The sequence below is a fragment of the Fodinibius sp. Rm-B-1B1-1 genome (genome assembly GCF_038594945.1).
GTDB classification, from domain to species: Bacteria; Bacteroidota; Rhodothermia; order Balneolales; family Balneolaceae; genus Fodinibius; species Fodinibius alkaliphilus.
In genome coordinates, this window is record NZ_JBCFYD010000002.1 from 377,176 (window position 1) to 403,620 (window position 26,445).

Consider the following 26,445-nt stretch of genomic DNA (forward strand, 5'->3'; position numbering starts at 1 on the left):
CAATAGGTTGTTTAGCTTGGATGCAAGTTCCGGGTTATGGGCAATCAAATTGGCAGTTGAATGGGCGGACAGTTGGGGCCGTAACCACCTCTGAAGATTTGCCATTTTGGTTTCATTCTAATAGAGCAGGGGAATATGATCCGTCCGGTTCAAATCTATTACTTGGTTTACGACTAGACAAAAAGTTAAGGAATTCCCGGTTTTTTGATTACGGAATCGGAACTAATTTTGTGGGACGGGGATCTTTAAATTCTGATGTATTCTTTAATGAATTATATGCAGAGGCTAAAATTGGTATTCTTCATCTATACTCTGGTAAAAAAAATTGGCAGGATGGCATATGGTCTTCTGAATTATCTCTAGGGTCAATGATATGGAGTGGTAATAGTGCGACCATGCCAAAAGTAATGGCTTTTATTCCGGAGTATACCTCGGTTCCCTTTACGAATGGTTGGATTGCTTTTCGGGGATACTGGGGACATGGTTGGTTTGGAAAAAACCGTTATGTAGAAGATACCTATCTACATGAAAAAGCATTATATGTACGGCTATTACAGGATAAATTTCCGGTCAATGGTCACCTTGGATTAATTCATAATGTACAGTGGGGAGGTACACATCCCAGATTAGGAGATCTGCCAGATGGTACTGGAGACTATTGGCGTATTGTAACTGGTCGTGCTGGAGAATCAGGTACTTCGCCTGAGGGGGAAGTTCTTAATGCTCTTGGCAATACCTTAGGAGCTTATGAAGCTCGTTTAGACATATACCTGAATAACGTTGATCTTAAAGCATATCGGCAGTTTTTTATTGAGACAGGACCTAATGTAAGATTTCGAAGTCCCTGGGATGGGCAGTGGGGTTTACAGGTTAATATTAAAGGGAAGACTTCAGGTTGGTTAAAAACATTTCTATGGGAGCATCTTAATACTAAGCGACAGAATGCCAAAAGTGGTGAAGCAATTGGGGCTGATAATTATTACAATAATTTTATTTATCAAAATGGTTGGACTTACAAAGATCGTATTATAGGATCACCGTTAATTGGGTTGGGAACTGTTAATGAAAGAAAAAAAATTGTTAACAATATTATTGTAGCTCATCATTTTGGGTTTGAAGGAACCCCTCCAATCGGATTCGGTAACAATCTTATTGAATATCAACTTAAAGTAACTTACAGTCGAAATTATGGGTTAACGACCGATTGTAGTGGTGACTTTTGTGATGAGGATGATCCAAATCCGTATAGAACCCCTCGCAGAGATCAGTGGTATTATCAGCTAGAGCTGGGACAACAGATAACACCGCGGTTCAAGGTAACGACGACTTTTGGGCTGGATGTGGGAGAACTATCAGATGAATTTGGGGTGATGATTGGAGCTTCCTACTCGATTTATGGAAGTGATTAACAGTAGGGATAAGTCTTGATGAAGGAAGTTATTTCGATCTCAATGAGAGGTTTCGGATGTAATTTAAGATGGTTGATGGCGGTGGACAGTTAGGGATGTTAAAGTTTTAAGTGTTGGATCGTCAATGTTGAATTAGATACGATAACTTAACCAAGAGTTTCTCCTTTCCCTGCTTGTAGGGAAGGGAGATCAAGAGGGATGGGTTGAAAGAAAACCCACTGGAGAACAAACCAGATACTCTCCAATAGATTCATTAATGTCTTTGACCTGCGCTTATCGGTTTACTTGAACAATAGTGGTTACGATAAGGGCAGCGGTAGAGGTTATGGCCGACAGGATACTAATACGTTCCTGGGGTGAGAGCTTCGCTGATTCTGGTTTTTCAGGTACAACCAGCTTTGCTCCCGGTTTTACCTCGGGATAGTTTTTGAAAAAGAGGAATCGTTTCACTTTTTCAACATCCCCGTTGGCATAAATGACATACGATCGTCCTTTTCGAGCCAGATTGGTAAAGCCTCCGGCCGAGGCAATGTAGTCCTTGTAGTTCATGCCTTCCTGGTAGCGGACGCTGCGAGGGTAAAAGACACCGCCATCAACGGTAACAGTCTGCAACTCTTTGGGGATAACGATAGAATCGGCCTCCTGAACAAAGAGATCATATTTTGACCCCGGATTTTTCATGATGTGGGGTAAGCTGATGCCAATTTTAGAGATCGTTCTTGTTTCTTTCTGATCTTTGGCTCTTGATTGTAGAGTATCTTCGCCGGCAACGTAAAACCCCTGAGGTTCTTCGTCAGAGTCTGAGGCTAATTGGTCATCATCAAGTTCTCGGTATAACGTAGCGCCCTCAGGGTAGGCATTGGCAGAGAGTCCACCGGCACGTTGAACAATATCAGAAATACGATCGTTCTTACTCTGCATTGAATAGGTGCCGGGATACTTCACCTCACCGCTAATAACAATATTTTGCTGTTCGCTATAATTGGGGATGCTTCGAACGTACACCTTATCAAAGGGATTGAGTACAAAATTGCTTGCCTCAGCATCCAGACTCAGATCTTCATTAAGATCAAAGCGATGGATCTGGGCGATCTGTGAGGTATTGTATTCGTCTTGGTTTGCCCGTGTCTTACGTCGTGCAACTTCTACATGATTAGGGGTCGCTCCTTGTTTGAAGCCTCCGGCCTGCAGGATGAGGTCTTCAAGCGTCATCTCCTCGGCAAACTTATACTTATTCGGATTTTGTACCGGACCTTCGATCTCAACAAAGTAATTTAGCTTCATATCAAGAATGGATGAGATCATCACCAAGTCGTTTTTTTCAAGGGGGATGTCTTTGGTGGAGTCGGTCATGACTTCTGCAACATTGAAGGGAATGCTTTTTAGGGTATAGTCATCTTGCTCACGATATATGAGTCCCCGGTTTTGAAAGGCATCACCGCGAAGGCCTTCGGCTCGTTTAATCAGGGAGGCAACGGTACTGGTATCGGTAAGGGCATATTTCCCTTCTCTGAAAACAGCGCCTTCAATTTCAACGAGGTTTTTAAATCGGTCTAAGACTTTACCGACCGTAACACTGTCACCGTTTGTGATTTCATAGTTGTCAAAATTCGATTTGGTAACGTCATCAATAGTACGCTGTCGAGAGTCGTTGCCGGTAATTCTGATGCGGTGACTGTAGGCATCACCGGTGAAACCACCTGCGTATTCTATCAGGTTGGAGAGTCGATCGCCTTCCTTTGTTTCATAAAGGCCTTCTCTTTTTACTTCGCCGGCGACTTCAACACGGTTGATATAGGGACTTATTTTGATGATATCCTGACTGCGAAGACGAATATTATCGGATTGATCACTATTTATTATGAGATCGTAAAGATCAAACGTAGCGGCTACTGAATCCCCCCGTAGTACCTGTATGTCACGAAAACTTCCGGTTACGGTAGGTCCGCCTGCTGAATATAAGGCATTAAAAACGGTTGCTAACGAAGGCAGAGAATAGCTGCCTGGCTGACGGACTTCTCCAATCACTGATACGTTAATACTTCGTACTTGTCCCAGGCTTACCTGCATGTAGGTATCTTTCTGGGAATCGTCAGCTGGGTTAAGTCCCGAGTATATTTCTCCGAGACGTTCTTGAAGTTTAGCTGATGCTTCTTCGATGGTGAGGCCATTGAGCGAAATAGGCCCTATATTGGTGATATTAATCGTTCCTTCGGGAGTTATTTGTGGCTGATAGGTCGTTTCAGCAGCCCCCCAAATATCGATCATAAGTTGGTCACCGGGGCCAAGCTGATAATCTTTTGGAGTGGGAATATTTAAAGCCGGTTGAAAAGAGGTGGATGTATTTTGGAATAGTTCAAATCCAAAAATTTTATCCTGAAGTTTCTTGCGTTCAAGTTCGAGTGAATCTTGCTGTACCTGGTATTGCAGAAATCGGATATCTTGATAAAAGCGGAGAGAGTCGCGTCGGGTATCAGCTCCAAAAAAGGAATCAAATTCATTGGCTCGTGCGGTGTCGGGGGCAGTGTATCGCATGCGATCTGATCCCCCACCTGCACCTTGGTTACCTCCACCGCTTACTTGTCCGAGCCTGCGCTGCAGTTTCTGGGCTTCGGTTTGCGGCATGCCTCGTGCTACAGCTAACTGTACAATTTCATTCGTAGATAAGCCTCGGCTTTCAGCTTCGGCTTTCAGCTGTTGAATTTGTTGCTCGGATAGGTTATCAACTTTGATTTTTTCAAAATCAATGTCTGTAATACTTTGTCCCGAGGCAGCAATAGTAAGTACTGTTAAAAATGCTATAGTTAACAGGCTTTTGAGGCGCATACCGTTTTTGTTTTTTTTGATTGGTTTAAAAGGAGGGTAAATATAAAGAAATGCACCGAAAAAATAATGTTTGTTTCAGGAGAGAGTAAGGTTGAAAGTTAATGGGTGAATGTTGGATAGAGACCGCGGACGGTGGACTGATGACGGATGACCGAAAAGCAGTTAATTTCGACCAGAGGCTGTGGGTTTCAGTCAGAGTGGAGAAATCTTGGTATTCCTTGACGGGCGGATTGTTGATAGGTAGGGATATATAAAATCCATTTCGAAGGTTATGCCGAAACTTATATATTGGCCTCAAAATAAGGACTGACAGCTTATATGCGATGGATCAAATCTGATGTAGGGCTTTTCTTGCTCAAAGCAGCCGGGATATACTTGTTATGGTATTGTATCTATGAACTGTGGTTATTACCCGAGGGAAGTTTAGATCAATGGCTAACGACGAATATTGTTTCCGTTTCGGGAGGCATTTTACAATCATTCAATTATGATGTGTATGCCACGGGGCGGTTAATTGGAGTTGGAGAGTCGGCCGGTATCTACCTGGCTGATGGTTGTAGTGGTATTGCAGCCATTGGACTTTTCATCGGCTTTGTGATTGCATATCCAGGGGCATGGGTTCCTCGCATTGCGTTTATCCTGTTCGGAATTGGCGTTATTTATATTATCAATATCATACGAATCATGGTGCTTGCAATTACTCAAGTACAGGCGCCTGATATCTTTACCGTAACTCAGGATTATTCAACTGCTGCCATATTCTATCTGGTGATTTTTGGTCTCTGTATTGTTTGGGGTAAGAAGTGATTGGGTGATTAAGTTATGGAGTGAGAAAGAAACAAAGTTGCGAAGGGACAAAGGACTAGTGTTAAGTTTTAAGTGTTGGATAGGGACCGATGACGGAGGGCGGACGACCGTTATATTATCTATATCTCGTTACTACGCTCTGCGTTGTAACGAATGGAGAAGCATTAGCTATGTAGGTTGTTACTTTTAAGTGCTGATCGGGGGCAGGGACGGAGGGCGGACGACAAATGACGGTTTTAATGTTGAAGGTGCGCAAACAACGTATTCCTATAGAGTAACCGGCATTCATATTTAGCAATTGGTTGATCCACCCCAAACCCCTCCCAATAAATATGGAGGGGGCTTAAAATTGTGAAGCTGGCAAGAAAATGTCTCCCGCTGTTAAATTCTATTGCTTGAATGGAATTGGTTATCTTTGATAAGTAATAATTCCTACAAATATGTTGTTATGGATTTTGGAAATCCCCATACATTGCTGAAAGATCTTTTTTTGCAAGGACTTGAAGCGTGTTCCCCACAGCGGGCATTGGAGGTGTCGGTACAATTTTCGGAAGATTCTATCACTGTTGATGGCAAAAAAATTGCTTGTGATGGGCGCCCAATTTACGTCTGGGCAACGGGAAAAGCGGCCGTTCCGATGTATCAACAAGTTGCGGAATTGTTTGGCGATCGAGTTACTAAAAGCCTTGTTATTACGGGTGATGCTGGACAAGCCAAAAATTGCAGCGCTGATGAAGTTATCGTTGGGAGCCATCCTGTGCCCGATGAGTCGAGCGTACAAGCAGGTAAACAGACCGTTTCGTTTTTTAAGCAAATTCCCTCCAATGCTATTGTGCTTATCCTGATATCTGGTGGGACGTCGTCGTTGTTGGCATTTCCTGCTCACGGGATCACAGTCCGGGCATTATCAAAGTTGTTTGGGTTGCTAAACAATTCAGGGGCGACTATTCAAGAGATCAATACCGTTCGGAAGCATTGTTCACAGATTAAAGGGGGGCAGTTATTACGGTATCTGAATAGGACCGTAACACTTATAGATTTAGCTATTTCTGATGTGCCTGGAGATGATTTATCGATTATTGGTAGTGGTCCAACAGTTCCGGATGCGTCGACCTATCAAGAAGCACATGACATTTTGTTAAGGTATGAACTTTGGGATCAGGTGTCGAAATCTATCCGAGAACATATTAGTAAAGGTGTAGCGGGCAAGATTGATGAAACTGTAAAGCTGGGTAAAGATCCAGTAACTGAGCATAGTTCTACCATAATTAGTTCGGGCAGGAAGCTTATCCAAAAAATAGGGGATTTGGCCAAACAGAAGGGACTTTCTGTCAAGTTGTTTGATGAGCCATTCAATGCTGATGTTGAAACGGTGGTTACTATAATTGCGGATCAGATAATGAGATTGGAAGAAGGACCGATGCTGTTTCTATTTTATGGGGAAAGTACGGTGCAGGTTACAGGTGGTGGAAAAGGGGGGCGGAATCAAGAGTTGGCACTTCGGGGAGCTATCGAAATAGAGGGACACGAAAAAATTACTTGGTTGAGTGCTGGTACTGATGGTATTGATGGACCCACGGATGCGGCGGGGGCTGTTGTTGATGGCACAACAATCATTAAGGCCAGGGAGCAAGACGTAGATCCGGAAACTTTTTTAAGAGACAATGATTCATATCGCTTTCATCAAAAAATGGGGACGCTTTTAAAAACGGGTCCCACCGGCAATAATTTGATGGATGTGGTGATGGTTTTTGTGGATAGGTGATGAGGTGATTAAGTGATGAAGAAAGGCAGTTACTGAGTAGCAAAGTGACAGAGTGACAAAGTTGGAAGTGTTAAGTTTTAAGTGTTGAATGTGGGTGGTGAGTGAGGACGGAGGAGTGAGGACGGAGGAGTGAGGACGGGTGACCGTTATATTATCAATATCTCGTTACTACGCTCTGCGTTGTAACGAATGGAATTATTGTGATTTTGAATGTTGGATGGAGACCGGGGATGGAGGACGGATGACCGGAAAAGCAATGTCATCCCGAGCGAAGCCGAGGGATCTCCTGCCATTGGGTTCGCGTAGGATCAAATGACTGATAGTATTGACGGATGACGGATTTAAATGCAGTGAATGGTGATTAAGTGACTGAGTGCAAAGTGACATAGTAACGGAGTAAATGTTATATTGGACTTTGTTACTTTGTAGCTCTGTGTCTCTGTCACTGCCCTAAACACAATTTGGTTTATTTTTGGTAGTTATTTATCCTCAAAGCTTATTTTAGTCACCTAATGTAGATTATTTATGATTTGGCAGGACGGTATTTATTTGTGGTTTTTACTGGTCATTCCCCTTCTGTTAGCGGCCACTTGGTGGTATAACAAGAAGCTGGCCAAGAAACGGGAGAATTACTTTGGTTCGGAGCTTTTTGAAAAGTTGCGACAGGGATTTTGGCCCAGTGGTAAGCGCATCCGTATGGGGAGTTTATATCTGGGTATTGCTTTACTCATTATTGCAGCTGCCGGTCCTAAGATTGGGACAGAGGTCCGTGAAGTGAAACGCCAAGGGGTCGACCTGCTTATTGGTTTGGACCTTTCTGACAGTATGAATGCTGAGGATGTAAAACCAAGTCGGCTCGAAAAGGCTAAGTACGAAATTTCAAGACTTGTTGATCGCCTTAATGGTGATCGGGTTGGTTTGGTGGTATTTACTGGAGAATCATACCTGCAAGCACCGATGACATTGGATTATTCGGCTATGAGATTGTTTTTGAATATCGCTGAGACTGACCAAATGCCTTCGTCATCAACGAACTTTAGTGCGGCGATGAAAACGGCTTTTGAGGCCTTTGAATCAAATGAGCAAGATCAACAGGAGGGAGACGCGTCAAAAGTGTTTATGATTATTTCTGATGGTGAAAATCACGGGGAAAGTTATGAGGAGGAACTTAATCAATTGTTGGCGCAAAATGTGTCGGTATATACGTTGGGAATCGGAACGGAATCGGGCAGTACTATTCCACTCTATGATAACAGCGGTTCGATGTTTGGGTATAAGCGTGATCAGGATGGGAAGGTGGTCACGACGAAGTTGCAATCCAATGTGTTGCGTTCTATTGCTGAGCAGGGGAATGGTGAATATTATGAGATTCGAAATGGGGGTTCGGGTATTGATCGTTTCTTAGGTCGACTGGATGAGCTGCAACAGGGAGAGTTTTCGAGCCAAGAGTATGCTGATTTCAAAAATCAGTACCAGTGGCTGGCTGGTATCGGATTGTTGTTTGTTTTTATGGGAATGGTATTTCCGGAGTTTAAAATTGGTGAGAGTAATAGAAAGTAACTGAGTTGCAAAGTGACAAAGTAACAGAGCAGAAAAACAATATATATCTAATTAGGAGAGTTATGAGTACTTTCAGAGATTTGAAAATTTGGCAGAAATCGATGGATCTGGTTACTGATATTTACCAAAAAACAGAAGGATTTCCTGATTCGGAGAAATATGGTTTGGTTTCACAAATCAGGAGATCAGCTATTTCGATACCTTCAAACATTGCAGAAGGGTATGGCCGAAATTCGAATGGAGAGTTTCAGCGTTATTTAAATATTTCAATGGGATCTTTATTTGAGCTTCAAACCCAGATTGAAATTGCGCAGAACTTGGAATATTTCAATGATAATGAGGGAGGAAAGATGTACGAATTGAGTCGTGAAATAGAACGAATGTTAAGTAGTTTTATAAGAAGTATAGAATAGTATTACTGTTAACTTTGTTACTTTCAACTTTGTCACTTTGCAACTAATGCCATGATAAAACTTTTTATTACTGATCTCGATGGGTGTATTTCGACCCCTTTTAAAACGCCAGAGTGGGATTTGCTTTCCCAAATTCGTCGGCTGAATGAGCAAAGTTCTCATGATATGGCCGTGCCTTCACTCTCGATCTGCTCGGGACGTCCATTTCCCTATGTAGAAGCCGTTGCACAATGGCTGGGAATAACGAATCACGTGGTGTTCGAAAGTGCAGGGGTTTTTGAGCTTGCATCCAATACTATAAAGCTGCACCCTTCATTTGATGACGAAGCGGAATTGCAGGTCCGTGAGCTTAAGCAGTGGCTGAATAATGAGATTGTTCCCCTTGATGATAATTTCATTATTGAATTTACCAAGAAAATGGATGCCGGAATTATTCATTTGGATACCGAGGTTATCCAAGAAATTTATCCACGTATTAAAGAGTATGTAAGTGACAATTATCCCCGGTTTGAAGTGCACGACACGGATGTCTCGATCAATATTGTGTTATCAGAAAATAATAAGCGTACAGGTATTCACCAGCTTTGTGAAATTATGGACCTATCACCTGACGAGGTAGCTTATATAGGGGATAGTAGTGGGGATATTCCCGGGCTGAAATTTGTGGGAAAACCCTTTGCGCCGAAAAATGCGGCAGAGTCTGTCAAACGAGAAGCAGAAGTGCTTGATGGGGAAGTTACGAAAGCAGTTTTGGAAGCCTATCGTCAAATTATACGTGAGAATAGAAAGAAGCTGGCAGCGGCGGGATAGGCAGTAGATGGTGATTAGGAGATCAGGTTATTAAGTGATTGAGAAACTCCGTTTATCTCGTTTCTACGCTCTGCGTTGAAATGGTACGTTTGTCGGGAGTACAACTCCCTCTAAACTTCATTATATTAGTTACGAGAGGGTTATACCTTCGAGTAATTGTAGAAATTGGGCAAATATCCCTTCTTCTGGAAAGGACCTATGTAGTTTGTGTCTAATTTTATTGGTGATATGTCTATTTTTTGTCAGCAAAAAATAGACGAGAAAACTGTTGGGAGAATCGTAGATTTTGTTCTATCAAAAATTGAGAGAATAAAGATTGCTCTAATTCGCTTATTGCTTTTATGATTATATTTTCCGCGATTCCCCCAAACCCCCTGTGGTTTAAAACCGTGAAGTTATGAAAAAAACTCCACTGACTGGTTCAAGTCTATAATTTGGACCAGTTACCAAAGAAAGCCTAAATCTCTGTGATATGACATAGGAATTTGTCATTTCGAACGTAACATGGTGGAGAGGCAAAAAAAGGTGAAAGGTAAACGAATAGGGGGATGAGACACATCCCATAGCAGAGCAATGGAATGAGAAAGAGACAATTTTTCAATTGTCGTATTCCTGTAGCAGTTCAAAATACTGTTCAATAAGCCGTTGATAATCCTCAGTAAACTTGGTGTAATCAGGGTCATTAATCATTTTACGGACTTGTTTCTGGAGTTCCTCAAGTGTTACATCAGGTGATGCCTGTTTCTCTCGTTCTTCGGCCGTGGTAGCCTCGCGGCGTTCTTCTTTTCCGCGTTCCTGAATAGCTTTTTCAGCGTTAAGCATGCGGGATAGAATATTTTCTTGTCGCTGTACCATACTTTCATCAAGTTGTCCGCCGCGCAAATCATTAATTGCATCTTCCATCTGTTCCGACATTCGTTCCAGTTCGCTTAACACACGGTCACCCGGCTCCAACTCACCACGTCGCTGCAGTTCGCGCATTTGTTTCCGGATACGATTTTGCTGTTTCGACAGCTGATTAAGCCGTTCCATCTGATCTTGCGACAACCGATTGCCCTGCATGTCATTAATCATCTCCTGAATCTGTTGATTGATTTGCTGCTGCTCCCCCGACATTTTTTTGATCTGCTCCATCAGTTGCTGCATGCTCATGGCGCCCCCCGAACCACCACCTTGTTGGTTATTAAGCTGATCCAATAGTGAAGCTACCATAGTAGCCAGCTTGTTAAGCCCGCCAAGTGATTGCCGTTGTGCCGAGGTAGCATTCGAACGGTCACGCTCTGCCAGCATTTCTACCGAACGGTTGAGGTGTCCTTCAATTTCTGCTTTCTTTTTATTGATTTGATTTGAAAAGCTGGGTATTTCGGACGAAACCTTGTAAAGAGAATCAGAAAGCATCCGAAATTGATCAGAAATATTACGCTCTCGTTGCGCTTTACCGACAAATGCATTACTTCGCGGAGGAAGCTCTTCCGTTTCTTTTGTTAACTTTTCTTGATTCAAGGAGAGATTAAGCAACGAATGTAACACGTATTCGAGGGCAGTGATATTGACATTGCGCTGTTGTTGATTGAGTTGCTGTTTAGCGGCCCGCATCTGTTGTGCTTGTTGCTCAAGCTGTTGTCGGATTTGCTGTTGCTGCTCATTGATTTCAGAGCCACTATCGGGCGATTCCTGCTGCAACTTATCAATATTTTCTTGCAGTTGTTTTTTGATCTCTTTTAACTGCTGTTGGCTCTGTTCTTGTAGCTCATTGATTTTCGATTTAGCTTTGTCTGGCGCATTTTCATTAATCTCTTGCAACTGCTCTTCCAAGTCAGAGAGGTCATTTTCAATAGCTTTTTGCTGGCTAATTTCTTCTTTTGATGGAGCATTTGACTCACTCAGCGTTTTTTCTTGTTCTGCTAAATCTTCCAGGGAACGGGCTGCTTTCTCCAGGTCGCTATTCAGTTTCAGCGACTTAAAGAGATTAAGTGTACGGTTAATGCGTTGCCGGTATTGCTCTTCATTAAATTCATAATTCTGCAGGGCTTCGCGCATTTCATCCGGACTCATTTCTCCCAATGAATTTCGCAGCTCATCCAGCGCTTTTTCAAGCTCTGGATCGTTAATCTCTTTCATTAGTTTTTGCAGTTCATCATAAGATTCCATCGTTTCGGGAGATAACGACTGATTTTGTTCGATGTCCTTTTTGATTTGCTCAAACTTTTTATTCAGGTCGTCAACCTTTTTATCAATTTCCTGCCGCTCGCGTTCAACATCTTCAAGTTGTTGTTTTTGTTCCCAATCAGTTTCCGGATTTTGCTGCAGCTTTTTTCTGAACTCATCATATTCCTGCTGCATTTGGTCGAACGATTTTGAAACATCCTCTAACGATTCCGAAACCTCTCGTTCCCGTGAATCCAGCTCATCCATATATTCCGTTGCAGAGGGAAAGGTAATATCCATTTTTTGTGATTCCCCTTTCTTGGCTCCGCTGTAGCGATCATTATCGTAAACTCTTACCCAGTAGGTGATCTGGTCTCGGGCTTTAGGATTTAATTCAGATAGTTGCCAAGTGTAGGATTGTTGGTCATTGATGGATGGAGTTTGTAGCTCTATCGAGCCTATTTCGGGTTCAGAAGTAAAGGCCCGCTGATGCTCGTAGTGAAGCTCTGCCCGGGTAAGTCCAAAGTCATCACCTGCTTCATATTCAATATTAACGGGTTCGGGATTTTGCATCGTAATATTTTCGGTGGGAGCAATAAGATCTACAAAAGGAGGTTGATCGGTTCGGGGATCAATAACAACCTGGAAATTATTTTTATTCGTCAGATTGGTCTCGTCCTGCATCCGAAAAGAGAGCGTATCAAGGGCTTCAACTTTCGTTTTAATCGTATATCGATTAGCCTGGGTGGTATCTTGATAGACTTCCAGCGTATCGTCTAAATTTGAGCTAATGTATAACAGCTCGGATAACGACTTGTTGGGAACGCCCGTAATCTCAATCGTTGATCCCTGGTAGGCTTGCACTTTTGAGAGAGGGTAGGAGTAGGTTGTAGAATCGAGTTGGGTATAGTCTGGTGGAATAACATTGAACGTCAAACTTTCGAACCGGGGACGTAACTGGACATTGATTTCATAGGCTTCCGATTTAAATCCATCCATCGTAAGATAGTAGGTGCCGTTGGTGGATATGGAAATGGGCGTAAATGAGGCTGCAGCATCATCGACAGATTCGGGACGACGTTCGCGGTATTGGTTTTCAATATTTGACTTAAAGGAAAGTGAGATGTCATTTGGAACTTCATCTGTAAATCGGATAGTGGGGGCAAAAGATTCGCCTTGTTCAACGGTAACTGATCCGGGTTCTACTACGAAATTATAGGGGTTTGGGGGATTGAACGTTGCCCAAAAGGTAGCTAAGCGTTCGGTAGCCATGGGATTAGAAAAGATGAATAGAACCAGTGTCCCCATCCCGAATAGTACAACCCCAAGAGCTTTTCTGTATAATTTTTTTAGCGGATGACTATCGGAAAAGTCGCGAAGCTCTTCATGTATTTTGCGAGGGTTGAGCTTGGAGATGTTCTGTTTTATGGCTGCTTCTTTCAGTGAATTATTCCGATTGTTTTCAAGATGAAGGTCAAAAGCATCAGCCAGTTGAGAGCGGTTTTTCTGTCTGCTAAATTGTTGATATAAATGCCTAAAGGTAGGAGAGGAATAGTGGGAATAGGTGTAAACTCCGGCCGAAATAGCGGCGACAATAACGGATAGCAGTCCAATTGTTTTTACACTTGATGATAGATAGTAGCCTGTTTCAACCAAGCCGAGTAAGGCAAAGCCGAAAATGAGAATAGCAATAATGATGGCAACAATGGCCAAGTAATAATTTCGTGTCAACCTCTGATGTGTAGTATGGACAGCATCGAGAAAAGGTTGAATGAGTTTTTCTGTTGATGGATCGAGACTCATTGGAAAAAAATTAAACGACTATACGGACACGAACATTATAATACGTTTAAATAAGTGAAAATATTGGATACTCCAACACTGTAGTTGTTAAAGTATTTGTAAACAAGGAATGAGTTATTATAAGCCTAATTAGTTAGCTGCGATAACGTTAGCTTTTGGTCAACAGAAAACTTCCCCTTTTCTTTCTTAACTGTTACCATTTCCTGGTCAGCATCGTGTTCCAAAAAGAGGTGCCAGTTATTTTCAACAGCCTGATCTAAATAGTTCTCTTTTTCTTCGAGTGTGGTTACGGGATACATGTCGTAACCCATCACCCAGGGCAGGGGAAGATGTACATGGGTTGGAATAAGGTCAGCAGCAAAAACAATAGCTTTTTCATCTCCTGTAATTCTTGGTAGTTGTTGGCCCAATGTATGTCCGTTAACCGGCAGGGCGTCCAAGCCTTCTTCGTACTGATGATTGGGACCAACAATATTTAGCTTATCCCAGTTTTTAATGGGATCGATATTATCGGCCAAAAAGCTTGCCTTCTCCCGTGCATTGGGATTGGTAGCCGTTTCAAGTTGCTTCTCAGTCACATGATAGGTGGCATTGGGGAAAGTGTGCCGCAGGTTCCCATCGTCATCATAATACGTAGTGCCGCCACAATGGTCGAAATGGAGGTGAGAAAAAATGATGTCGGTAATATCCTCGGGACTAAATCCATGTTCTTCGAGAGAGCTCAGCAAATCGTAGTCGGAATAATCCAGCTGATAAATATTCTCAAACTTTTCGTCAAATTTGGTGCCCGAGCCATTATCGACTAAGTAAAGTTTGCCAGTGTTGTGAGACTCAATAAGCAGGCAACGCATGGCCATGTGGATCCGGTTTTTGTCATCAACATCCATTTGTCGTCCCCACAGCGTTTTAGGTACTACACCAAACATAGCACCGCCATCGAGGCGAAATCTGCCGGCTTCGATGCTATACAAGGTAAATGGTCCAATAGTCGTTTGGGATAGCTTCATTGTCGTAATTACTGATGTTAGAGTATTAAAATTCAGTTTTGCCGGGCAGCAGAGCCTATAGTTTTTCTAAGAGTTTATTAAGAAAGAGGCGAATTTCTTTCAAATCTTTCTTAACACTTACAGGAATTTTCTCGGAGTCTTCCTCTCCGCCTTCTGCCAAGACCTGTTGAGCACCCTCCGTGCTGTATTTTTTCTCTTGAATTAGCTCCTTGAGTTTTAAAATTGTCTCAATATCATTTTCTTTGTAAACGCGATTACCGGCTTTATTTTTCTTGGGATTCAATTCGTCAAATACCGTTTCCCAATAGCGCAGTACATGCGCTTCTACGTCGGTAATATCGCTGACTTCACCTATGGAGTAATAAAGTTTTTTCATAAGAAGACTAAAAGCGTATCTTTATTGCTAATTATACATGTTCTGGTGGATTATTTCTAACTCATTGCTACAAAATATTTAAAAAACATTGCCTGAAAAAGATATAAGCAAATCCGATTTAGAGCTTAGTGTCGTGGTTCCTTTGCTCGATGAAGAGGAATCTATCCAAGAGTTGACCAGCCAGCTCCACGAAGTGCTTGATGGAACGTATGCATATGAGATTATTTTTGTTGATGACGGGTCAACCGATCAGTCTTGGGAAAAGATAAAGAAAGTTAGTAAGCAAAATACGCTTGTTTCGGGAATTCGCTTGCAGCGCAACTATGGAAAGAGTTCGGCGCTACAAGCAGGTTTTGAAGAGGCCCAGGGTGAGTTTATAGCTACCATGGATGCCGATTTGCAGGACGATCCTTGTGAGATCCCGGAAATGGTTGCGCAGCTTAAAGAAAATGATTTACACTTGGTAAGCGGTTGGAAGAAGAAACGTCACGATCCCATTTCTAAAACAGTGCCGTCCCGTTTCTTTAACAAAGTGACGTCGTTGGTAACAGGTATCAAACTCAACGACTTCAACTGTGGACTAAAAGTGTATCGGCGCGAGGTTATTGACCATATTTATCTGTATGGAGAGCTGCATCGATATATTCCTTTTCTGGCAAAACTTGAAGGGTATGATCGGATTGGAGAGAAAGTGGTCAAACATCATCCCCGAAAATATGGAGAAACCAAGTTTGGGATTTCGCGCTTTATGCATGGTTTTTTAGATCTGTTGACCCTCTTGTTTGTCAATCGGTACTTGCAGCGACCCATGCACTTTTTTGGGACGCTCGGCTTTCTCTTTTTGATTTTAGGCGGTGCTATAAACACCTATTTGTCTATTGACAAAATATTTTTTGGTCATCCCATTGGAGATCGTCCACTGCTTTTGCTGGGGGTGATGTTAATGGTGCTGGGAGCACAGATATTTTCGATCGGGTTTTTGGGTGAACTCATTCAAAAGCGAAATGAGAAGCAGCAAAAGCCAAACATACGCGAGCAGGTTTAGCAGCTTACAACTTATAATATCATAAAAGCATAAGAAGTTTTTTCATGAGTCGCATTGCCTACGATCCGGTGAAAGATCGGTTTGCTAAGATTATCCGCAATTCTAAAATACTGCGAACGCTTTTTTATAAAGTGCTGGACCTGTTCTTTTTAAGGAGCTGGTATATCCGGAAAATATTACGCCGATTTGGTGGCAATATGGATACTAAGGGGAAGTGGAAGTTGTTGGATGCCGGATCTGGTTTTGGGCAATACGACCGTTTTATACTTCGCGAATTCCAAAACGTACAAGTAAAAGCCATTGATGTGAAAAAAGATTACCTGGCTGATTCCCGGCAGTACTTTGAAAGAGAAATTGCAGAGGGACGTGTTGAGTTTGAGCAAGAAGATCTCCTGCAAATTGATTACAGTGAGCAGTTCGATTTTGCAATATGTGTAGATGTGTTAGAGCATATTGAGGAGGACACAACGGTGATGAAAAATATTCATCAAGCCTTACAGCCGGGCGGCTATTTTCTGATGCATTCTCCCTCTATTTATTCCGAAGAAGATGCCGACGGCGATGAAAGTTTTGTAGATGAGCATGCCCGATCGGGTTATTCTAAGGAAGATATTAAGACTAAATTAGAAAGCTCTGGGTTTTCAGTGACAGATGTGGCGTATACGTACGGTTCAAAAGGGCACTTGGCTTGGGAACTGATGATCAAATATCCGATGCTGTGGCTCAACAAGATAAAGCTATGGGCACTACCACTGATGGCGGTGTATTATGTGTTTACCTTACCGGTGGGCTTGGTATTAATGTATTTTGATATGAGAGTGGATAATAATGTAGGAAACGGCATTTATGCATTAGCCCGAAAGTAAATTGGGTTAGCCAGGAATTAAATTATATTATATTCCTGCTATGAATCGAATTGACCGTTTAACAGCTATCATTATTTATCTTCAGGGACGCCAGAGAGTAACTGTAGATGAACTGGCGAACCGGTACAATATTAGTAATCGTACGGTTTATCGTGACCTTCGAGCGCTGCAGGAAGTGGGCGTTCCTATCGGATCTGAGAAAGGGAAGGGATATTTTATCGTCAAGGGATATCACTTACCGCCGGTCATGTTTGATAAAGATGAAGCAGCGGCCCTGTTGGCCGGGGAACGGCTGATGGAAAAATGGAGCGAAACCAAGCTAAGTCAATCTTATTCCGCTGCCCTGGATAAAATACGAGCCGTCCTCCGAAGCCGGGAAAAGGAATACCTCGATACTTTAGACCAACATACCAAAACATTTACCTATTCGGATGAAAGACAGGTTGAAATTGATAAGCGAGTATTTGGCTTTCTTCAGGATGCCGTAGTTAATGGCACAGTTATTTCAATAGAGTATTATTCGCCTTACAAAGATCAACACACCCAGCGGGACTTGGAACCGCTCGGCCTTCTTATTCGTGGAAACTACTGGTATCTGGCAGCTTGGTGTCGGCTGCGTACCGATTACCGGATGTTTCGAGTTGATCGGATAGAAAGCTATAAAAAAACCGGAGAACAACTGGCCGAATCACCGGAGCATAGCCTGCAAGAGTTTTCGGAACAGAGTCTGCGCGAAGAACAAGACCTGGAGGAAGTAACTGTGCAGTTTGATAAAGAGATGGTTCGTTATCTTGGTGACCAAAAATATTATCGAGGCTGGGTCTCAGAAGAAAAAGTAGATGGTGGAATTAAAATGACCTTTCTTACCTCATCGCTTGAATACTTTGCCCGCTGGCTGCTGATGTGGGGCAAAGGGGTGACGGTCCACCAACCTGAACAGCTTAAAGAACGGATACGAGAGCTGAGTAACGAGTTGTACCGACACCACAGCAGTTAATTTTACTACTACAGAAAATTACTCTTCCATTGACATAGGGTTGTCATAAGCCGGTGTTACCTTAAGATTGAATTAATACCTTCAATCTTAAATAAGCATTAAAATGGAATTAATTCCTTTGTTTACCACCGAACTGGATCAGGAAGCAAAAACAACCCGCAAGTTTTTGAAGCTTGTGCCAGATGACAAATTCGACTGGAAACCTCATGAAAAGAGTATGTCGCTGAAAGAGCTGACCGTTCACATTGCCGAAATCCCCAGTTGGATAGAAACGGCCCTTAATAAGGATGTGCTGGATTTTGCTGACGGCTACAAGCCCACGCCTGTGGAAAGTACCGACGACTTATTGGAGCTGTTGGAGCAATCGGTAACAAAGTCAAACGCAGCGTTGGATGAGGCTGATGAAGACGATCTGCTGCCCGATTGGACCATGCGCAATGGTGACCAAGTGCTGATGGTGATGCCTAAGCACGAAGTTATTCGTCATTCATTAAATCAGCTTACTCACCACCGGGCGCAATTAGGTGTGTATCTACGCCTGTTGGATATTCCCATTCCCGGTAGTTATGGTCCTAGTGCTGATGAGCAAAGCTTTTAGTATTAGGTGCCTGCCAAAGGGGGAATGGGGCAGGTACTTTTTCTAAAATAATAAAAGCCTCCACAAGTGATGAACCTGTAGAGGCTTTAGAGTACCGCGTACGGGATTCGAACCCGTGCTACCGCCGTGAAAGGGCGGCGTCCTAAACCCCTAGACGAACGCGGCATAAAATCAGTAAAAAAGCCTTGCTGAAAATTATTCAGCAAAGCTGAAATGAGGCATCAAGGATACGTTTTTGTATGGTTTTTTACAACCATTAATGCCGAAAAAAATGGGAGCCCGATGGGATTTGAACCCACGGCCTCCAGGGCCACAACCTGGCGCTCTAACCAACTGAGCTACGAGCTCCATTTAGTAGTTCAATAATATTGATTTTAGGCAGTGTATTACTACCAAACAAAATAATCAATACAAAGAACGAGAGTACCGCGTACGGGATTCGAACCCGTGCTACCGCCGTGAAAGGGCGGCGTCCTAAACCCCTAGACGAACGCGGCATAAAATCAGTAAATCAAACAACTTCTTCTGAGGCGACGGGCGGGATCGAACCGCCGTAGGAGGTTTTGCAGACCTCTGCCTGACCACTCGGCCACGTCGCCTTACAAAGCTTTTCTTGTACGCCCGACAGGACTCGAACCTGTAACCTACTCCTTAGAAGGGAGTTGCTCTAATCCAGTTGAGCTACGGGCGCGCTAACTCAAAGGCAAATTACTAAATCAATACGTCAATCGTTGCAATTTCGGCATACGATTTATGTAATTTGAAACTGCTAATTGTCGGGGAGACAGGATTTGAACCTGCGACCCTTCGCTCCCAAAGCGAATGCGCTACCGGACTGCGCTACTCCCCGTTTCAGAAAGATGTCAAATATAAGGGACTTTACTTCTGGAATCAATCAGAATTCTAAATGAATTTTATTCTTGTTGCTCGTCCCACCATTCCCTTAAAAAGCCTATTCCATAGCCAGAGAGTTGAATCAATGCTGCAGCGGTACTGAGTATACCAATATAAAGGCTGGAATTTTTTACGGATGCATGTGCAAAGATGAGCGAAAAGAAGAATAAAAACGGAATAAGGAGAATATTAAACAATTCCATATCCCAAAAGGGGAGACTCAAAAAGAAGATCATACCCAGTACAAATATTGCCGGAAGGGTATGGATAAATTTTATTTCTCCGGGATGAAAGCGATTGATATTTATTCGTGCCCGCCCAAAGAAGTGGAGCTGGTTGAAAAATTTACGTAAGCTTGTGCGCCGTTTATGATAGACATAGGCATTGGGAATTAATCCAGTGGTAAATCCCTGTTTAATGATACGTATACTAAACTCAATATCTTCGCCCATGCGCGTGATTTTATAGCCCCCTGTTTCTTCATAGACGTCTCGGGATATTCCCATATTAAAGCTCCGGGGATGAAAAGTGCCGGCATGGTTTTTATTACCACGAATACCACCGGTTGTAAAAGGGGAAGTCATGGTATAGCTAATAGCTTTTTGAATGGGTGAAAAGCTTTCGTGTTCACGATCAGGTCCACCAAAAGCATCTAACTTATGTTTTTGAAGATGATCTTTGACTGTTTCGAAATAGTGTGGTGGAATGAGGCAATCTGAATCAAAAACAACAAAATAGTCGCCCTTCGCACGTTCGAAACCAAAATTCCTGCTAAAACCCTGTCCCGAGTTTTCTTTGTAATAGTAACGGATGTCGAGTTGTTCTTCATATCTTTTCACAACATCTTCACACCGATCTTCGGAACCATCTTCGATAATTAATGTTTCAAAGTTTTGATACGATTGCTCGGTAAGCGTTTGGAGCAATTCGTCCACTTCTTCAGGGCGGTTATACACTGGAATGATGACAGAGAAAAACATAGCTACGAATAAAATTTAAGATAGGCCAAATGTACAAATAAATAGATAGAATTTTGGTTTATAGCAGATGAAACTCTGATAAATAATTCCGTTCTTAAGCCTTCAATTTCAATCTTGCTAATAATGTATTTATGGTTGCTAAGTTTCTAAAATTCGTTCTAATTTTCTGTTTTCCAGTTGTAACGGCAGGTCAATCGCTTGACTTGTCTATCGATTCTGAAACGAATGGGAATAATACGTCAACGTTTTTACTTAAAGAAGGTAACGTTTCTTTTAATTCACAAAGTGTTCGTTTTCTAAATAACGGTGCCGAAGAATATTATGATGCTGTAGGAGTTTCCTCTGATAAATCTCTTGTAAGTATTTTATCATGGAATGGAGAAGAGGGAGAGATATTACTTTATGACTCGGAGGGAAATAAGCTTTTTGATTTTGAGTCCATAATGTTGGCAGATGAGGCATCTTTTGGGATGTATACCCTTGGTAATGGTAATACGATACTGCGCGATAAGATTGCCAATTTTACATTCTATGACACCTTTGGTGAAATTACTACGAGTGTTTCTAATAGCAGTCAAAGTAAAGGGGGGGAGGCAATTTCTGAAGTGGCAATTAATGAGTCAGGAAAAACAGTGGTGCTTTATAACCCGCAAATTAAGCGTGATGGGACATTGGGTTCGAAGGCGCAAGTACGGACTGGTGTAGAAGAGTTTAAAGATATTTATTTCTCCAGCGATCGTTACCTGAAAGATGTAACTGTTTCTGACGATGGGAGCTTCATTGCATTAATTACGGCCCGGGATGGCACGAGTGATCAAGTTCTGATTATGGATAAATATGGAAACGAGCTAAATACTATCTCTGCCGATGAGGATTTGAAAGGGATTAATTTTACTAATAATCTCGAGCAGGTAACTATTTATTCCGGTGGACGCGTGATGGTTCATAATACACTGACAGGAGAAAGTTTAGGAGCAACAAGCCTACGATCACCGGTTATCGTAGCAGATTATTTTCCTGAAGATAATTTGATTTTAGCATTAACAGGTAATTATTCTGACCAATCAGGCCTGTTGAACAGCGTTAATTTTAGAGCTATTAATTTAGAACAGCGATCTATAGCGAGTCAGCAACTTTCCGGGGCGCTTGGTATGTCGGATATTATTGACGTTGAATTTAAGCGGAATGCTTCGAATAATTTTATGTTAGAAGGGGCAAATAAAAGAGTGAATATTCGAGCTAACTTTTAACGGTATAATTTGTTCTCTTTTTAGATTCCAATCGAAATTAGCAATAAAAAAAGCCTGACAGCTTATCACTGTCAGGCTTTTTGTTTTATGACATTTATTGCTGAGAGTTAAGCCTTAGCCTCAGACTTTGATTTTTCGTCTTCGGAGCCATTATCTGACTCTTTTTCTTTATCAGCTTTAATTTCATCGTCACTGGTTTCGATTTGTGTAGTGTCGTCGGTATCTGACCAGTCAAAGAGGAGGCCATCACGAGATTTATTCATCTTAATTTTGATCTGAGCTCCTTCTTCGTGTTCAGATTCGAGCAGTTCTTCAGCCAGTGGTTCCTCTACATATTTTTGTATCGCACGCTTAAGCGGACGAGCTCCATATTTCTGATCAAACCCTTTATCACTTAAGAAGTCTTTAGCACCTTTGGTAACTTCAACTTCGTAGCCGAGATCTCGAATACGTTTGAACAGATCATCAGAAAGAATATCAATAATCTTGAATATATCTTCTTTTTCGAGTGCTCGGAAGGTGATAACATCGTCGATACGGTTTAGGAACTCAGGGTTAAATACCTTTTTAAGGGCATCCTGAATGGTTGACTTCATCTTCTCATAGTCGAAGCTTTTTGCTCCACTTGAAAATCCAATACCTTCACCCAAGCTACGGATGTCACGTGCTCCTATATTTGATGTCATGATAATGATAGTATTTCGAAAGTCAACCTTACGGCCAAGACTATCCGTTAGAATTCCATCATCAAGTACCTGCAGTAAAATATTAAATACATCAGGGTGTGCTTTTTCGATTTCATCTAACAGAACAACACTGTAGGGCTTTCGACGAACTTTCTCTGTAAGCATACCACCTTCTTCATATCCGACATATCCTGGAGGAGCACCTACAAGTCGAGAGACAGAAAATTTCTCCATATACTCACTCATATCAATGCGGATAAGTGCATCTTCTTTATCAAACAAATACTGAGCAAGCACTTTAGCCATTTCTGTTTTACCGACTCCCGTTGGTCCAAGGAAAATAAACGATCCAATAGGTCGGGTAGGATCTTTGAGTCCGGCCCGAGTACGTTTGATAGCTTTTGTAAGTTTTACAATAGCCTCATTTTGTCCAATGACCTGCTTGGAGAGTTCTTCCTTCATCTTAACCAGTTTCTTGCTTTCACTCTGGTTAATTTTGCTAACAGGAACGCCACTCATCATGCCTACGACCTGTGCTACGTCTTCTTCCTCAACATCGTAGACGATTTCTTCAGATTCTTTTTCCCACTCTTTCTGGGCTTGTTCAAGTTCTTCCGTTAAGCGTTTTTCTTTATCACGTAGACGAGCAGCTTCTTCGAAACGCTGCTTTTTGACCATACCATTTTTCTCATTGCTGGTTTTTTCAATTTGCTCTTCCAAGTCAATGATATGTTGCGGCACGTGGATATTAGACAAGTGAACACGAGCACCAGCTTCGTCGAGCGCATCAATCGCTTTATCTGGCAAAAAGTGGTCGGTTACATAGCGGTCGGTAAGTTTCACACAGGCTTCGATAGCTTCTTCAGAATATCGAACGCTGTGATGCTTTTCGTACTTGTCTTTAATTTGAGATAAAATTTCAGTGGTTTCTTCCGGCGTAGTCGGATCAACCATTATTTTTTGGAAGCGGCGTTCAAGAGCACCGTCTTTTTCGATGTGTTGACGGTATTCATTAAGCGTAGTAGCACCGATCGCTTGAACTTCGCCACGGGCAAGAGCAGGTTTTAACATGTTAGAAGCATCGAGTGAGCCGCTTGCTCCGCCAGCACCTACAATAGTGTGAAGCTCATCAATAAAGAGAATTACATTTTGAGTTTTTTCCAGTTCGCCCATTACTGCTTTAATACGTTCTTCAAATTGTCCGCGGTATTTGGTTCCTGCAACCAGGGCAGCCAGATCCAGGGCAACAACGCGTTTGTCGTATAGTACCCGCGAAACTTTTCGTTCAATAATGCGGGTAGCCAATCCTTCAGCAATAGCAGTTTTCCCAACCCCTGGTTCACCAATTAATACCGGGTTGTTTTTCTTGCGACGGCTTAAGACCTGAGCAACACGCTCAATCTCTTTTTCGCGACCAATAATAGGGTCGAGCTTTCCATCTTCAGCCAGCTGTGTTAAATCGCGGCCAAAATTGTCGAGTACAGGTGTCTTTGATTTTTCCATTTTCTTTTCTCGTGAGCTTCCAGACGATTTTGAACTTCCACCTTTAGAGGATGATAAACTTGCTGACACAGAACCTGAATCTTGTCGATCCTTGTCAGATGATTTACCTGAGATAATAAGATCTAACTCTTCGCGAACTGCATCATATGAAACATTAAACTGTTGAAGAATTTGTGCGGCAATATTCTCATCGTCGCGCAACAATGACAGTAGTAAATGTTCTGTACCAATGGTATCACTTTTATACAATTTAGCTTCGAGATAGGTGATACGCAGTACTTTTTCAGCTTGTTTTGTTAGGGGGATATTACCCACTTTTACTGATCCGCCAGTGCCGCGTACGGTATCTTCAACTGTTTTTTTAAGCTTGAAAAGGTCACAATTTAGATTCTTTAGAATTTTTACTGCTACACCTTCGCCCAGCCGAACAATGCCAAGAATCAAGTGTTCGGTTCCTATATAGTCGTGACCCAGGCGAAGTGCTTCTTCACGGCTAAATTGAATTACATCTCGGACTTTACTTGAGAAATTGCCCTCCATAAAAAACGAACCTTCAAATTGATTAAAAGTTATCTGTCATTCGCATTAACGAGTGAACAGAAAATTTAGTTCATATTCTTTAACGAAAGTAGTATTGGCGTTGTGCAAAAGCAAACTGAATAAGTTATCGGGATATTAAAAAACTTCTTAACAAATGATAAAAAAATACTCTTGTAGTTAAATCACATAGCTTTATGCAAATCAAGGGTGTAGCACAAAACATGGTTTAAGAAATGCCCCTACTTTATTGGTTCGGGATTCTTATTTTCATATTTCTATCTACACCAATAAAATCAGATACTTCAATCGTTTGTTCTTAAAAATAGTAAGAAGGGAACGTGATTTCTAATTAGAATAGTGGTGATCCCGTCATTTCTTCGGGTTGTTCTATTCCCATCAATTTTAGGAGGGTAGGGGCTACATCGGCAAGAATGCCATCGTTCATATCTGTAGCATTTGGTTCATTAACAATAAGCGCTGGAACCAAAGCAGAAGTATGTGCTGTGTGGGGACTCCCATCTTCATTTTTTAAACAATCGGCATTACCGTGGTCAGCAATAATGAGCATTTTGTAGTCATGTTCCGTAGCAGTATCAACTACTTTTTGCAACTGCTGATCAATTGTTTCAACTGCTTTTATTGTAGCATCCATATCGCCGGTATGTCCAACCATGTCAGGATTGGCATAATTCAAAATTCCGAGATGGTGTTTTTCGGTAATCAGCTGAGCACAAAGAGCATCCGTAACTTCAACAGCACTCATTTCTGGTTGAAGGTCATATGTTGCTACTTTAGGACTGGGGATTAAGATACGTTCTTCATTCTCAAAGGGCTCTTCTTCACCACCGTTAAAAAAGTAGGTTACATGAGGATATTTTTCCGTTTCAGCGATTCTCAGTTGTTTCAAGTGGTGTTTGCTAACGACTTCGCCCAGTGTATTGTGCAAATTCACCGGTGGATAAGCTACCTGAACGTGTTCAAAGGTATCATCATACGAAGTAAAGGTGACGTAATGAAGGTTGAGATTTTTCTCTACTTCAAACTCACTGAAGTTATCTTCCGTTAGTGCGCGGGTGATTTGCCGAGCGCGGTCACCGCGAATATTATAAAAGATGATAACATCATCTTCTTGAATTCGGGAGTCGGGTGAATTGTTAATAAGCTTTGGTTTTACAAACTCATCCGTAACATCTTCATTATATGATGATTGAAGAGCTTCTGTAGCATTTGAGAACTGCTCACCTTCTCCATGTACTAAAAGATCATACGCAAGTTTTGTACGCTCCCAACGATTATCGCGATCCATAGCATAATAGCGTCCCACGATAGATGCAATTTCTCCACTGCCAATTTCCCCGGCTTTGTTTTCAAACTCTTTTAAGTAATTAAGTCCGCCGTGGGGAGAAGTGTCGCGTCCATCCGTAAAAGCATGAACATAGGTATTATCAATACCAGTTTTTTGGGCAAAATCGAGAAGCGCAAATAAATGGTTATTATGGCTGTGTACGCCTCCATCAGAAAATAGCCCCATAATATGGATACGCCCATTCGTCTTTGCCTTTTCAAAGGCTTGCTTTAATACTCTATTTTCAAAAAAGCTTCCATCCTCGATGGAGGTATTTACACGCGTTAGTTCTTGGGGAACGATACGGCCCGCACCAATATTAAGGTGTCCAACCTCAGAGTTGCCAAACTGCCCGTCGGGAAGCCCTACATCATGACCACTGGCCGAGAGTTTAGAATGGGGATTACTCCCAAAAAGGGAATCGATAAACGGCTTATGCGCCTTGTCAATAGCACTTACTTCGGGATTTTGGGCTAACCCGAAGCCGTCTAAAATAATCAGAAGTGCCTTGGAATATGGGTTAGCCACTACTTTTTTGCTTAAAGGCTGTTTACGTGGTTAGCAATTTTGGACTTTTTGCGCGCAGCAAAATTTTCGTGGATTAAGTCCTTGGCAGCTAATTTATCGAGCAAAGAGCTGGTTTCTTTAAACAGCTTTTCGGCTTCTTCTTTATCGGTAGACTCAAGCGCTTTTTTGATCAAAGTCTTCATTTTAGAACGCTTAGCCTGATTTCTAACGCGACGTTTTTCGTTTTGTCGCACTCGTTTTACTGCAGATTGATGTTGTGGCATAGTTTTTTAGAGTTTCTTATCAGTTC

Annotated in this window: 19 protein-coding genes and 6 tRNA genes; 11 read left to right on the forward strand and 14 right to left on the reverse strand. The window is 42.1% G+C overall.

Annotated elements, in window-relative coordinates; all coding sequences use genetic code 11:
- Nucleotides 1–20: 20 nt before the first annotated feature.
- On the forward strand, nucleotides 21–1,409 hold the full coding sequence (locus AAFH98_RS08930; RefSeq protein WP_342522360.1) for a capsule assembly Wzi family protein: 1,389 nt from the start codon (nucleotides 21–23) through the stop codon (nucleotides 1,407–1,409).
- Nucleotides 1,410–1,682: 273 nt separating this feature from the next.
- Here the strand turns inward: AAFH98_RS08930 and AAFH98_RS08935 are convergent, their stop codons facing one another.
- Nucleotides 1,683–4,235: an SLBB domain-containing protein gene (locus tag AAFH98_RS08935; RefSeq protein WP_342522361.1), complete on the reverse strand. Its 2,553-nt coding sequence runs from the start codon at nucleotides 4,233–4,235 to the stop codon at nucleotides 1,683–1,685.
- A 318-nt stretch (nucleotides 4,236–4,553) separates the two neighbouring features.
- Here AAFH98_RS08935 and AAFH98_RS08940 point away from each other — a divergent pair, with 318 nt between their 5' ends.
- The 5 genes from AAFH98_RS08940 to AAFH98_RS08960 all read left to right on the forward strand — a co-directional run bounded on the left by AAFH98_RS08940 (nucleotide 4,554) and on the right by AAFH98_RS08960 (nucleotide 9,590).
- Nucleotides 4,554–5,042, forward strand: coding sequence for an archaeosortase/exosortase family protein (locus AAFH98_RS08940; RefSeq protein ID WP_342522362.1), 489 nt, complete (start codon nucleotides 4,554–4,556; stop codon nucleotides 5,040–5,042).
- A gap of 448 nt (nucleotides 5,043–5,490) precedes the next feature.
- On the forward strand, nucleotides 5,491–6,807 hold the full coding sequence (locus AAFH98_RS08945; protein WP_342522363.1) for a glycerate kinase type-2 family protein: 1,317 nt from the start codon (nucleotides 5,491–5,493) through the stop codon (nucleotides 6,805–6,807).
- Nucleotides 6,808–7,332: 525 nt separating this feature from the next.
- Nucleotides 7,333–8,367 carry a vWA domain-containing protein gene (locus AAFH98_RS08950; protein WP_342522364.1) on the forward strand — a complete coding sequence of 345 codons (1,035 nt, stop codon included), beginning with the start codon at nucleotides 7,333–7,335 and terminating at the stop codon, nucleotides 8,365–8,367.
- A gap of 62 nt (nucleotides 8,368–8,429) precedes the next feature.
- Nucleotides 8,430–8,780 carry a four helix bundle protein gene (locus tag AAFH98_RS08955; RefSeq protein ID WP_342522365.1) on the forward strand — a complete coding sequence of 117 codons (351 nt, stop codon included), beginning with the start codon at nucleotides 8,430–8,432 and terminating at the stop codon, nucleotides 8,778–8,780.
- A 51-nt stretch (nucleotides 8,781–8,831) separates the two neighbouring features.
- Nucleotides 8,832–9,590: an HAD hydrolase family protein gene (locus tag AAFH98_RS08960; RefSeq protein ID WP_342522366.1), complete on the forward strand. Its 759-nt coding sequence runs from the start codon at nucleotides 8,832–8,834 to the stop codon at nucleotides 9,588–9,590.
- Nucleotides 9,591–10,187: 597 nt separating this feature from the next.
- On the opposite strand, the gene AAFH98_RS08965 is transcribed toward AAFH98_RS08960, so the two are convergent.
- The 3 genes from AAFH98_RS08965 to AAFH98_RS08975 form a co-directional block, all read right to left on the reverse strand.
- Nucleotides 10,188–13,541 carry a DUF4175 family protein gene (locus AAFH98_RS08965; protein ID WP_342522367.1) on the reverse strand — a complete coding sequence of 1,118 codons (3,354 nt, stop codon included), beginning with the start codon at nucleotides 13,539–13,541 and terminating at the stop codon, nucleotides 10,188–10,190.
- A gap of 125 nt (nucleotides 13,542–13,666) precedes the next feature.
- Complete coding sequence (locus AAFH98_RS08970; protein WP_342522368.1) at nucleotides 13,667–14,548, reverse strand: MBL fold metallo-hydrolase; 882 nt, start codon at nucleotides 14,546–14,548, stop codon at nucleotides 13,667–13,669.
- Between the two features lie 55 nt (nucleotides 14,549–14,603).
- Nucleotides 14,604–14,924 carry a MerR family transcriptional regulator gene (locus AAFH98_RS08975; protein WP_342522369.1) on the reverse strand — a complete coding sequence of 107 codons (321 nt, stop codon included), beginning with the start codon at nucleotides 14,922–14,924 and terminating at the stop codon, nucleotides 14,604–14,606.
- An 88-nt stretch (nucleotides 14,925–15,012) separates the two neighbouring features.
- On the opposite strand from AAFH98_RS08975, the gene AAFH98_RS08980 reads away from it, so the two are divergent.
- The 4 genes from AAFH98_RS08980 to AAFH98_RS08995 all read left to right on the forward strand — a co-directional run bounded on the left by AAFH98_RS08980 (nucleotide 15,013) and on the right by AAFH98_RS08995 (nucleotide 18,430).
- Nucleotides 15,013–15,969, forward strand: a complete 957-nt coding sequence (locus tag AAFH98_RS08980; protein ID WP_342522370.1) for a glycosyltransferase family 2 protein — start codon at nucleotides 15,013–15,015, stop codon at nucleotides 15,967–15,969.
- Nucleotides 15,970–16,013: 44 nt separating this feature from the next.
- Nucleotides 16,014–16,835, forward strand: coding sequence for a class I SAM-dependent methyltransferase (locus tag AAFH98_RS08985; protein ID WP_342522371.1), 822 nt, complete (start codon nucleotides 16,014–16,016; stop codon nucleotides 16,833–16,835).
- A 40-nt stretch (nucleotides 16,836–16,875) separates the two neighbouring features.
- Complete coding sequence (locus AAFH98_RS08990) at nucleotides 16,876–17,832, forward strand: helix-turn-helix transcriptional regulator (RefSeq protein ID WP_342522372.1); 957 nt, start codon at nucleotides 16,876–16,878, stop codon at nucleotides 17,830–17,832.
- Nucleotides 17,833–17,935: 103 nt separating this feature from the next.
- Nucleotides 17,936–18,430, forward strand: a complete 495-nt coding sequence (locus AAFH98_RS08995; RefSeq protein ID WP_342522373.1) for a DinB family protein — start codon at nucleotides 17,936–17,938, stop codon at nucleotides 18,428–18,430.
- Nucleotides 18,431–18,522: 92 nt separating this feature from the next.
- Here AAFH98_RS08995 and AAFH98_RS09000 read toward each other — a convergent pair.
- From AAFH98_RS09000 to AAFH98_RS09030, 7 genes are all read right to left on the reverse strand, one after another.
- Nucleotides 18,523–18,595 (reverse strand) — tRNA-Glu (locus AAFH98_RS09000).
- A 109-nt stretch (nucleotides 18,596–18,704) separates the two neighbouring features.
- Nucleotides 18,705–18,778: transfer RNA gene (locus AAFH98_RS09005), tRNA-His, on the reverse strand.
- A gap of 76 nt (nucleotides 18,779–18,854) precedes the next feature.
- A tRNA-Glu gene (locus AAFH98_RS09010) sits at nucleotides 18,855–18,927 on the reverse strand.
- Nucleotides 18,928–18,958: 31 nt separating this feature from the next.
- A tRNA-Cys gene (locus AAFH98_RS09015) sits at nucleotides 18,959–19,029 on the reverse strand.
- A 17-nt stretch (nucleotides 19,030–19,046) separates the two neighbouring features.
- Nucleotides 19,047–19,121: transfer RNA gene (locus AAFH98_RS09020), tRNA-Arg, on the reverse strand.
- An 85-nt stretch (nucleotides 19,122–19,206) separates the two neighbouring features.
- Nucleotides 19,207–19,280, reverse strand: a tRNA-Pro gene (locus AAFH98_RS09025).
- Nucleotides 19,281–19,344: 64 nt separating this feature from the next.
- Complete coding sequence (locus AAFH98_RS09030) at nucleotides 19,345–20,304, reverse strand: glycosyltransferase family 2 protein (RefSeq protein ID WP_342522374.1); 960 nt, start codon at nucleotides 20,302–20,304, stop codon at nucleotides 19,345–19,347.
- Between the two features lie 203 nt (nucleotides 20,305–20,507).
- Here AAFH98_RS09030 and AAFH98_RS09035 point away from each other — a divergent pair, with 203 nt between their 5' ends.
- Complete coding sequence (locus AAFH98_RS09035; RefSeq protein WP_342522375.1) at nucleotides 20,508–21,554, forward strand: hypothetical protein; 1,047 nt, start codon at nucleotides 20,508–20,510, stop codon at nucleotides 21,552–21,554.
- A 107-nt stretch (nucleotides 21,555–21,661) separates the two neighbouring features.
- Here AAFH98_RS09035 and AAFH98_RS09040 read toward each other — a convergent pair whose 3' ends face one another.
- The 3 genes from AAFH98_RS09040 to rpsT all read right to left on the reverse strand — a co-directional run bounded on the left by AAFH98_RS09040 (nucleotide 21,662) and on the right by rpsT (nucleotide 26,419).
- Nucleotides 21,662–24,283, reverse strand: a complete 2,622-nt coding sequence (locus AAFH98_RS09040) for an ATP-dependent Clp protease ATP-binding subunit (protein ID WP_342522376.1) — start codon at nucleotides 24,281–24,283, stop codon at nucleotides 21,662–21,664.
- Nucleotides 24,284–24,632: 349 nt separating this feature from the next.
- Nucleotides 24,633–26,156, reverse strand: a complete 1,524-nt coding sequence (gene gpmI / locus AAFH98_RS09045) for a 2,3-bisphosphoglycerate-independent phosphoglycerate mutase (RefSeq protein ID WP_342522377.1) — start codon at nucleotides 26,154–26,156, stop codon at nucleotides 24,633–24,635.
- An 11-nt stretch (nucleotides 26,157–26,167) separates the two neighbouring features.
- Entirely contained in the window at nucleotides 26,168–26,419 is a 252-nt protein-coding gene (rpsT, locus tag AAFH98_RS09050; RefSeq protein WP_342522378.1) for a 30S ribosomal protein S20, read from the reverse strand.
- Nucleotides 26,420–26,445 lie beyond the last annotated feature (26 nt).

Bases quoted from the DNA above. Each gene is read 5' to 3' on its own strand.
- AAFH98_RS08930 (WP_342522360.1), top strand. From the start codon at position 21: ATGCAAGTTCCGGGTTATGGGCAATCAAATTGGCAGTTGAATGGGCGG.
- AAFH98_RS08935 (WP_342522361.1), bottom strand. From the start codon at position 4,235: ATGCGCCTCAAAAGCCTGTTAACTATAGCATTTTTAACAGTACTTACT.
- AAFH98_RS08940 (WP_342522362.1), top strand. From the start codon at position 4,554: ATGCGATGGATCAAATCTGATGTAGGGCTTTTCTTGCTCAAAGCAGCC.
- AAFH98_RS08945 (WP_342522363.1), top strand. From the start codon at position 5,491: ATGGATTTTGGAAATCCCCATACATTGCTGAAAGATCTTTTTTTGCAA.
- AAFH98_RS08950 (WP_342522364.1), top strand. From the start codon at position 7,333: ATGATTTGGCAGGACGGTATTTATTTGTGGTTTTTACTGGTCATTCCC.
- AAFH98_RS08955 (WP_342522365.1), top strand. From the start codon at position 8,430: ATGAGTACTTTCAGAGATTTGAAAATTTGGCAGAAATCGATGGATCTG.
- AAFH98_RS08960 (WP_342522366.1), top strand. From the start codon at position 8,832: ATGATAAAACTTTTTATTACTGATCTCGATGGGTGTATTTCGACCCCT.
- AAFH98_RS08965 (WP_342522367.1), bottom strand. From the start codon at position 13,541: ATGAGTCTCGATCCATCAACAGAAAAACTCATTCAACCTTTTCTCGAT.
- AAFH98_RS08970 (WP_342522368.1), bottom strand. From the start codon at position 14,548: ATGAAGCTATCCCAAACGACTATTGGACCATTTACCTTGTATAGCATC.
- AAFH98_RS08975 (WP_342522369.1), bottom strand. From the start codon at position 14,924: ATGAAAAAACTTTATTACTCCATAGGTGAAGTCAGCGATATTACCGAC.
- AAFH98_RS08985 (WP_342522371.1), top strand. From the start codon at position 16,014: ATGAGTCGCATTGCCTACGATCCGGTGAAAGATCGGTTTGCTAAGATT.
- AAFH98_RS08990 (WP_342522372.1), top strand. From the start codon at position 16,876: ATGAATCGAATTGACCGTTTAACAGCTATCATTATTTATCTTCAGGGA.
- AAFH98_RS08995 (WP_342522373.1), top strand. From the start codon at position 17,936: ATGGAATTAATTCCTTTGTTTACCACCGAACTGGATCAGGAAGCAAAA.
- AAFH98_RS09030 (WP_342522374.1), bottom strand. From the start codon at position 20,304: ATGTTTTTCTCTGTCATCATTCCAGTGTATAACCGCCCTGAAGAAGTG.
- AAFH98_RS09040 (WP_342522376.1), bottom strand. From the start codon at position 24,283: ATGGAGGGCAATTTCTCAAGTAAAGTCCGAGATGTAATTCAATTTAGC.
- rpsT (WP_342522378.1), bottom strand. From the start codon at position 26,419: ATGCCACAACATCAATCTGCAGTAAAACGAGTGCGACAAAACGAAAAA.